General features: G+C 71.9%; 8 protein-coding genes. 5 read left to right on the top strand and 3 right to left on the bottom strand.

What is annotated here, in order from left to right:
• The 4 genes from M3N57_07100 to M3N57_07085 all read left to right on the top strand — a co-directional run.
• Window positions 1-2,849 (top strand): AAA family ATPase (locus M3N57_07100; GenBank protein MDP9022450.1); only part of this gene is annotated, 2,849 nt, incomplete at its 5' end.
• Between the two features lie 361 nt (window positions 2,850-3,210).
• The gene (locus tag M3N57_07095) at window positions 3,211-3,615 is read left to right on the top strand and encodes a DoxX family membrane protein (GenBank protein MDP9022449.1); all 405 of its coding nucleotides are present in this window, start codon (window positions 3,211-3,213) and stop codon (window positions 3,613-3,615) included.
• 138 nt (window positions 3,616-3,753) lie between these two features.
• Window positions 3,754-4,206, top strand: coding sequence for an SRPBCC family protein (locus M3N57_07090; GenBank protein MDP9022448.1), 453 nt, complete (start codon window positions 3,754-3,756; stop codon window positions 4,204-4,206).
• A gap of 110 nt (window positions 4,207-4,316) precedes the next feature.
• The gene (locus M3N57_07085) at window positions 4,317-4,805 is read left to right on the top strand and encodes a hypothetical protein (protein MDP9022447.1); all 489 of its coding nucleotides are present in this window, start codon (window positions 4,317-4,319) and stop codon (window positions 4,803-4,805) included.
• 12 nt (window positions 4,806-4,817) lie between these two features.
• Here the strand turns inward: M3N57_07085 and M3N57_07080 are convergent, their stop codons facing one another.
• Window positions 4,818-5,597: a hypothetical protein gene (locus tag M3N57_07080; GenBank protein ID MDP9022446.1), complete on the bottom strand. Its 780-nt coding sequence runs from the start codon at window positions 5,595-5,597 to the stop codon at window positions 4,818-4,820.
• Window positions 5,590-6,330, bottom strand: a complete 741-nt coding sequence (locus M3N57_07075; GenBank protein ID MDP9022445.1) for a class I SAM-dependent methyltransferase — start codon at window positions 6,328-6,330, stop codon at window positions 5,590-5,592. Before M3N57_07075 ends, M3N57_07080 begins: the two co-directional genes overlap by 8 nt.
• A gap of 33 nt (window positions 6,331-6,363) precedes the next feature.
• Between M3N57_07075 and M3N57_07070 the strand changes: the two genes are divergently transcribed.
• On the top strand, window positions 6,364-7,686 hold the full coding sequence (locus M3N57_07070) for an NAD(P)/FAD-dependent oxidoreductase (GenBank protein MDP9022444.1): 1,323 nt from the start codon (window positions 6,364-6,366) through the stop codon (window positions 7,684-7,686).
• Between the two features lie 28 nt (window positions 7,687-7,714).
• Here the strand turns inward: M3N57_07070 and M3N57_07065 are convergent.
• Window positions 7,715-7,983, bottom strand: a 269-nt coding sequence (locus M3N57_07065; protein ID MDP9022443.1) for an exo-alpha-sialidase, incomplete at its 5' end; no start/stop codon positions are given.

Raw genomic sequence — 7,983 nt, 5'->3', positions numbered from 1 at the left:
AGTCGCGGCTGGTGGCGGAGTTCGGTGACGACGCGGAGTGGCGCGGCTTCTCGGTGCTGTGGGGCGCCTGCCGCGAGCACCATTGCCCGTACGAGCCGCTGGCGGAGGCCATCGACGGTGCACTCTCACCCCTGCGCGTCGAGCAGTTGGCCTCCCGCGTCGACCCGGTGTGGATCGCTGACGTCGCCCGGGTGATCCCCCGGCTGCGGCGGGTTGCGCCGGACCTGCCCGGTCTGGCGGCTGCGGAGAGGCCGCATCGCACCCGCGAAGCATTCGCCCGGATGCTGCTGGAGTTCGCCCGTCTCCACCCGACCGTGCTGGTCATCGAGGACCTGCACTGGGCAGATGAAGCGACGGTGGCGTCGCTCGAGACGGTGACCGCGCGACTCAGCGACGCCCCGCTGGTGGTCGTGCTGACCTACCGCGGCCAGGACGCGCGGCAGAGGGCCGCGGTCTGGGACGCCATCCGCGCGGTCGACCGTCATGGGAGACGCGAGCGGCTGGTGCTGGAGCCGCTCACCGCGTTCGGGACCGCTGAGCTGTTGCGGAACCTGCACGGTCGTCGCGATCTGCCCCCGCGCTTCTCGACCCGGCTCCACGCCGAGACCGGGGGGAACCCCCTGTTCGTCCTCGAGACGCTGGAGGCGCTGGTCGAGCAGGGCACCCTGGACGCCGCCGTGGACGGGGCGCTGCCGCTGCCGGGGAGCATCGCGGACGTCATCGCAACGCGGTTAAAGACCCTCGGCGAGGACGCACGCGCCGTCCTGGCGATCGCGGCCGTGCACGGAGGACCGGTCGACCTCGAAACCCTCCGGCGGGCGGCCGCCATCCCGGTCGACCGAGCCCTCGGCGCGTTGGACGAGCTGCTCAGGCGCGGCCTGCTGATCGAGCACGGAGACGGGTACCGCTTCGCACACGACCAGATCGGGCGGGTCGTGGAGCGGACGATCGACGACGCGGACAGGGTGGACCTGCATCGGCGTCTGGCGACCACTCTCGCCGAGACCCGCCCCGACGACGTCGAAGCGCTCGCTCACCATGCGCTCGCTGGTGACGTGTTGCCGACGGCCCTGCGCTACCTGGCCGCGGCGGCGGAACGAGCGGAGTCGCTGGCGGCCTTCGAGACGGCTGCCCGCCACTACGCGCAGGCCACCGCGCTCCTCGGCCGCGTCCCCGTCACCGTCGACGAGCGCTACCGCGTGCTGGCCGCCTACGAGACGGTCGTCGAACTGCTCGGTGACCGCCACCAGCAGGACCGGCTCCTCGCCGAGCTCGCCGTCCTGGCGGGAAGCGACCCGGCACGCCAGGCCGATGTCCACCGCCGCCGCGCGATGCTCCACGCCCACACCGACCGGTTCGACCTCGCCGAGCAGGAGGCCCGTGCCGCACTCACCCTCGATGAGGGCAGCCGGCACGCCTCACTGATGACGCTGGGAACGGTCCTGCGTTGGGCCGGTCAGGTATCGGACGCCGCCGCCTGCTTGGAAGAGGCCGTCTCGCTCGGGGGCGATCCCGCTGCTGTGGCCGAGGCCAACCGTGCGCTGGGCGCCGCCCTGCACGAGCTGCGCCGCTACCCGCAAGCCGTCACAGCCCTGACGCGCGCCCTGGAAGCCTTCGACGAGCTCGGCGACCTGCGGGGACGCGCGCTGTCGCTCGGGGCACTGGCCGCGGTGGCGATGGAGACCGGCGACAGCGCCAGCGCGGAGGCGCGCTACCGCGCTGCGGTGCAACTGGACCTGAAGATCGGCTTCCGGGAAGCGGAGGGCCGAGACCGCCTGAACCTGGCGAACCTGCTCGCGTCGATCGGTCGACCGCAGGAAGCGCTCGACCAGTACGGCGCCGCAGCGGCGATCTTCCGCGACATCGGGCACGGACGGGGTACCGCGATGGTCCGGATGAACGCCGCGTGGCTCCGCGCGAGCGTCCTGGGCGAGTTCGACGTCGCCGAACACGACGCCCAGGCGGCCCTCAGCTACTTCCGCGACATCGGCGACGAGCGCGTGCAGGCGTTCTGCCTCGGGATCCTCGGCGACATCGAGCGGCAACGGGGGCGGCTGGACCCCGCGCGAGCCCGGCTGGATGACGCCACCGCTCTCGCGACCGGGGCGGGTGACCCCTGGGTCCTGGCGCAGCTGTCGTTCGGTGCCGCATCCGTGGAGCTGTCAGCTGGCGACCACGAACGGGCGTTGACGCACGTGGACGAAGCCGCGTCGGTGTGCCTCGACCACGGCTTCGCCGACCTGGCCGTCGCCGTGCGGGCGCAACGTGGGCTGGGGCTCCTGGGCGTCGGACGGTTCGACGACGCTGTGGCGGCGACCACGGAGGCGGTCGCCGAGCTACGGCCCGGGGTTCCTCGGCCGTGGCTTGTCCACGACGCGCACCGGCGGGCGTTGTCGGCTGCCGGCCGATCGGAGGAAGCCCAGGAGTCCCTGGCCTCCGCCCGGTCGGCGCTGCTCGACGCGCTCGCGGATCTCACTGAGAACGAACGCGACGCCGCGATCGAGCGGATCGCCGAGCACCGTTCGATCGTCGAGGACTGGGAGTCCGGCCGACCCCCGGAGATCCGTGTCCAGCTCGCCGCCGCTGCTGCTCCGACCGGCCGGCCACTACGCGACGACGAGCGCGTCCCCGTCACCTTGCACCTCGCTGACGGTCACGGCCTCGCCGCAGCCGACCGTCGCTGTCGGCTCCTTCAGATCGTCGACGAGGCCTGGGCGCAGGGCGCCGCCCCGACCGTCGAGGACCTCGCGGGGCTCTTGCAGGTCAGCGTCCCCACCATCTACCGGGACCTCAAGGCGCTGCGGGCCACCGGTCACCAGGTCCACACCCGGGGTAGCCGCGCGAGCTGAGCGTGACAGGCAAGTCCGGGGCGGCCGCGTCGCACGTTGAGACAGCAGCGAGATAGGCCTCCGTCATCTTGCGCGGTGCAACGTCGCACAGCGTAAGGAGACCGAATGCGCCGCATCCTCGTGACCACGCTCGTGACCGTCCTGACCACGGTGATGGCCAGCCCCGCCTGGGCCGTCTTCAACATGGGGTAGCGCGGGACACGGCGACAGCGCTCGCCGTCCGCTGCCTGATCCGAAGAGCCGGCGCCGCTCGCCGTCACCGCTAGACGGATACTGTCGGACGTCGCCGCTGGGCCAGGTTGGGCGACGATGTTCGGGGCTCACCCTCCTACCTTGAGACCACCGACGAGGTGAGGTGAGCGTGAAGCTGTCCCATGTGCCACTACGGCTGACGACGGGCGTGTTCTTCCTGAACTCCGGGCTCGGGAAGCGGCAGGCACCTCGGGAACAGGCGGAGACGTTCCACAGCATGGCGACGACTGCCGTCCCCGCGGTCGAGCGGATCGACCCTGAACCGTTCACCAAGACGCTGTCGGCGAGCGAAACGGCACTGGGCGTGGCCCTCGTCAGTCCCGTCATCCCATCTTGGCTGGCCGGCCTGGGACTGACGGCCTTCTCCATCGCCACGCTCCGCCTCTACCTCAACGCCCCCGGGATGACCGAGGAGGACAACGTCCGCCCGACCCAGGAGGGGATCGGTGTCGCCAAGGACCTGTGGATGTTGGGGATCGGTCTGGCCCTGATCATCGACGATCTGCGCGGCTGACGCCCACTTTCCCGTTCGTCGGACGGCCGTTCGTTTCCCCCACGTCCGTTGGGGAGTGGAGGTGGAAGCGCGACGTCCCATCCCCCACTCTGTTGGTGAGGCAGACCACGAGACCGCGATGAACCAAGGAGCGAACGTATGCCGACGACCATCCGAAAGAGCATCGAAGTCAATGTCGACCGCACAACCGCGTACAACCAGTGGACGCAGTTCGAGGACTTCCCGAAGTTCATGAACAACGTCGAGCAGGTCCGACAGGTCGACGACGTGACGCTGCACTGGAAGGGCAACATCGCCGGTGCCGAACGCGAGTGGACCGCAAAGATCACCGAGCAGCGGCCGAACGAGCGCATCGCGTGGCGCGCTGAAGGTGAGGTCACCCAGGCCGGCACCGTGACCTTCGAGCCGCTCGACGGCCAACGCACCCGCGTGAACCTCGAGCTGGAGTTCGAGCCCGACGACTGGCGCGAGAAGGTCGCCGACGCGGTGAACATCACCGATCGTCGCGTCCAGAGCGACCTCGAGCGCTTCAAGGAGTTCATCGAGGAGCGCGGCGGTCAAGAGACCGGCGCGTGGCGCGGTGAGGTCTAAGACGAGCACGAGGTCGGGTAACCACCTGTCGTGCGTCAACCGAGGCCCGGGCGCAGCGCCCGGGCCTCGTTCACGTCGGGGCGTACGGTGGAGCACGTCGGGAGGCGCGCATGGACCTCGGCGAGGCCCGCCGGCCCTACGAGATCGGGTACATCGGCTCATTCGTGTTCCCGCTCCCGCCTGAGGAACTGTGGGGCGACATCCAGCGGCTCGATCGCTACGAGCAGTGGTGGGGATGGCTGCGCAACGTCGAGGTGGACGGTTCGGGACTCCGCCGGGGGACGGTTCTGCGCGGGGTCATCGTCCCGCCCGTGCCGTACCGCATGCAGGTCGGGATCCGACTCGTGGAGTGTCGCCCGGCGGAACGGATCGACGCCTCGGTCCGCGGTGACCTCAGGGGCCCGGCGCGGCTGCGGATCCGCCCAGTCGACGGTGGGTCGTGTGTGCGCATCGGGTGGCGGTTGGAGATGCGCAAGCCGTCGATGCGGGCGGCCGCCCGGGTGGCGTACCCGGCGCTGCGCTGGGGCCACGACCATGTCGTCCTTCAGGGGGTGGACGGCTACTGGCGCCACCTCCGCCGGGAGGGGCTCGCGGAGTGAGTTGCCCCGGGTCTAGCCGAAGGCCAAGCGGGCGGCGACCAGCGCGGCGCCCAAGAGCAGCATGCCCCACGACAGCGCGCGCAGCGCCTCCTCCAGCGGGGCCAGCACGAAGCTCTCGTCGAAGCGACGCGTCGAGGCGCCGTCGGAGGCGGCGACGTGGATCTCGACCCGGTCGGTCTCCCGACGCACGAACCGCGCGGGTGTGCTCAGCGCCCGCTGCGCCCACGACACCGCGAACGCAGCGCCGGCTGCGAGGATCGCCGGCCCGGCCAGCCGCTCGGCCTGGGCGTAGTATGCGGTGACGACCGGGAACGCGCCCCAGGCCGCCGCGAAACCGGCGTGGGTGTGCAGACGTCCACCCAACAGCTCCAGGTTGTACCCGACGACGAGGACGACTCCGATCGCGATCAGCGCGATCGCCCCGGCCACGAACCCGGGGCCCGCAGCGACACGGATCAGCATCACGATCCCGATCGCTGCCGCCGCGGCCAGTGACAGGCCCGAGGCGACCATCAGCACCCGGTCGGAGATGGCGGTCGACAGCGGCCGACCGTTGAGTTCGTCGAGCGCGTGCGCCGCGATCCCCAGGGCCAGGAAGAACGCCACCAGCGTCGCCACCAACCTGCCCACGTCCAGCTGCGGCGCCAGGCCGGCACCCAGCGCGACGTAGCTCAGATGCCACAGGGTGTACGGGGGATGCAGGATCGTCCACCAGTCCCGCCAGCCTCCGGAGCCGGCGGCGTAGAACGCGGGGCGTCGCTCCCCGGCCTTGGGTCCGGGGCGTTCAGCCACCGGCTCTCCTCCCCCATATGACCGCACCGCCACCGAGGCTCATGATGCGGTGGTCGACGGCGACGATCCCGGCGTCGTGCCACGCCGCCAGCATCCGGGCCACCGGCCAGTGGCGGCCGTGCTCGCTGATGCTCGGCCCGAGGAAACGCCCCACCTCGTACCACGACCGACCCGCGAGAGCGCCCAACGCGGGGAGACCGACCCGGGTGTACAGCCACCACAGCCCGCGCCACGCGGCCTGCGCGGGGACGTGGAACTCGAGCGACGCGATCACGCCACCGGGGGCCACCACACGCGCCAGTTCGCGGAGCGTGGCCGGTGGATCGGCGACGTACCGCATCAGGTAGGTGAAGGTCAGCGCATCGAACGTCGCGTCGGCGAACGGCAGCTGCTCCGCCCGCCCGACCGCCAGCCGGATCCGGTCTGCCTGACCGTCCTCGGCGACCGCTGCCTGTCCCCGGCGCAGCATCTGCTCGGTCAGGTCGATCCCGGTCACGTCCGCGCCCGTGCGGCGGGCCAGCTGACGGGCCACCCCCGCCGTGCCGGTGGCCACGTCCAGGACCGTGCCGGGCCGGGCCGCGACCACCTGGTCGACCATCGTCCGCCGCCACCGGCCGTTCTGCCCGAACGACAGCACCTCAGCCAGCACGTCGTAACGCGGCGGCAGACCACGGAACAGCCGCCGGGCGGAGTCGTTGCGGTCGGTGGCGGTCGGTGGGGCAGGTGCGCTCATGGCCGTCGTACCGTAGACGTGAGGAGGTGAGGTGTGAGCCAGCACGGTTGTGACGTCCTGGTCGTCGGCGCTGGGCCTTCAGGGTGCGTGGCGGCGCTGGTCCTGGCCAGGGCCGGCGCCCGCGTGGCCATCGTCGACAAGGCGATCTTCCCCCGCGACAAGGCCTGCGGCGATCTGGTCGGTCCACGCGGTGTGCAGCTCCTCGATGATCTCGGGATCGACACGCCCGGCGCGCTCGACGTCACCGGGATGCGGGTGGTCGGCCCGACCGGACGTGCCGTTGACCATCCTCGTCACCTCGGGCGGACCTACGCCGATCACGGGATCATCGTCCCGCGTGTCCGGTTCGACGCCCACCTGTTGGAAGCCGCACGCGACGCCGGCGCCGACTTCCGCCGCGCGTCGGCGACCACACCGATCATGGGGCGAGACGGGCTGGCCGGCTTCGCGCTGTCCGACCGCAGCCGCGTTCACGCCGATGTCGTGGTGGGGGCCGACGGGGCGCTGAGCACGGTCGGGCGGGCGACCGAGCTCGTCGCGCCGACGGCCGCACTGTGGGGCCTGGCACTCCGCTGGTACGTCGACGCCGACGTCGATGTGCCCACCATCGTGCTGTGGGAACCGCAACGGTGGCGGGCGTTGCCCGGCTACGGCTGGCTCTTCCCCGGCCCGGACGGTCGGGCCAACGTCGGGCTGGGGATCGGGGCGCTGCACGACCGGCGTGGCGGCGCGCAGCTCGCCCCGCTGGTCGACCGCTTCTTCGCTGACCTACACCGCAGCCGCATGCTGCAACGGCCTCCAGACCCCGCGACGCGACGAGGTGGATGGCTGCGGCTCGGGATGGTGGGGGCCGTCCCCGGCCGTGATCGGGTCCTCCTCGTCGGCGACGCAGCCGGCCTCGTCAACCCGCTGCAGGGAGAGGGGATCTGCCAGGCCATGGGCAGCGGACGGGGCGCGGCTGAGGCGATCCTCGCCCAACCCGGGTGTCCAGCGCCCGCGTACCGCCGCTTCGTCGCTCGGTCCTACGCCCGGTTCCACGGCGTGAACGCCGCTGTCCACGCGGCACTCCTGCCCCGTCCCCGCGTGGCGGCCGCCGCGGGACGTGTGCTGACCGCCCCGGCCATCGGACGCGCCGTGGCCAGCGGGTGGGCCGTGTACTGGAACGACCTCCTGGACGGAGCGCGACCGAGCTGGGCTGCGGCGGTGGCGGCCACGGGGTCGACGGCCGCGAACGTCCTCACCAGACGCAGCCGGACCCGCCGAGGGGTCACCTGGTCGGTGACCGCCGATCACGAGCGGCGAGCGGCGGGAGCCTCGACGGTCGGTTCCGGCGTCGGCCGGCGCTCCGTCAGCTGATCGACGCCACCGCGGCGAGATCGCAGGGTCACGCGCGAGCGACCTCCTCCCAGGTTCGTCCCCCGTCGTGGCTGCGTTGCAGGCTGCGCGGTTCCTCGGTGACCACCCACACCGCGCCGTGACCGTCACCAGCCCGGGCCGCTGGCCGCCCCGGCAACACACCGGGCTGGGTGACCACCTGCCACGTCCTGCCGCCGTCCTGTGACGTCTCGATGCCCCGTTGTGTGACCGCGACCGCCTGGTCGGATCCGTCACCGACGTACGCGACCGAGAACGCGCCGGCCCCGACGACCCGGG

The organism is Actinomycetota bacterium (assembly GCA_030776725.1).
In the GTDB taxonomy this organism is placed as follows: domain Bacteria; phylum Actinomycetota; class Nitriliruptoria; order Nitriliruptorales; family JAHWKO01; genus JAHWKW01.
This window is presented reverse-complemented; position numbering and strand designations above follow the sequence as displayed.

Bases quoted from the DNA above. Each gene is read 5' to 3' on its own strand.
- M3N57_07090 (MDP9022448.1), top strand. From the start codon at position 3,754: ATGCCGACGACCATCCGAAAGAGCATCGAAGTCAATGTCGACCGCACA.
- M3N57_07085 (MDP9022447.1), top strand. From the start codon at position 4,317: ATGGACCTCGGCGAGGCCCGCCGGCCCTACGAGATCGGGTACATCGGC.
- M3N57_07075 (MDP9022445.1), bottom strand. From the start codon at position 6,330: ATGAGCGCACCTGCCCCACCGACCGCCACCGACCGCAACGACTCCGCC.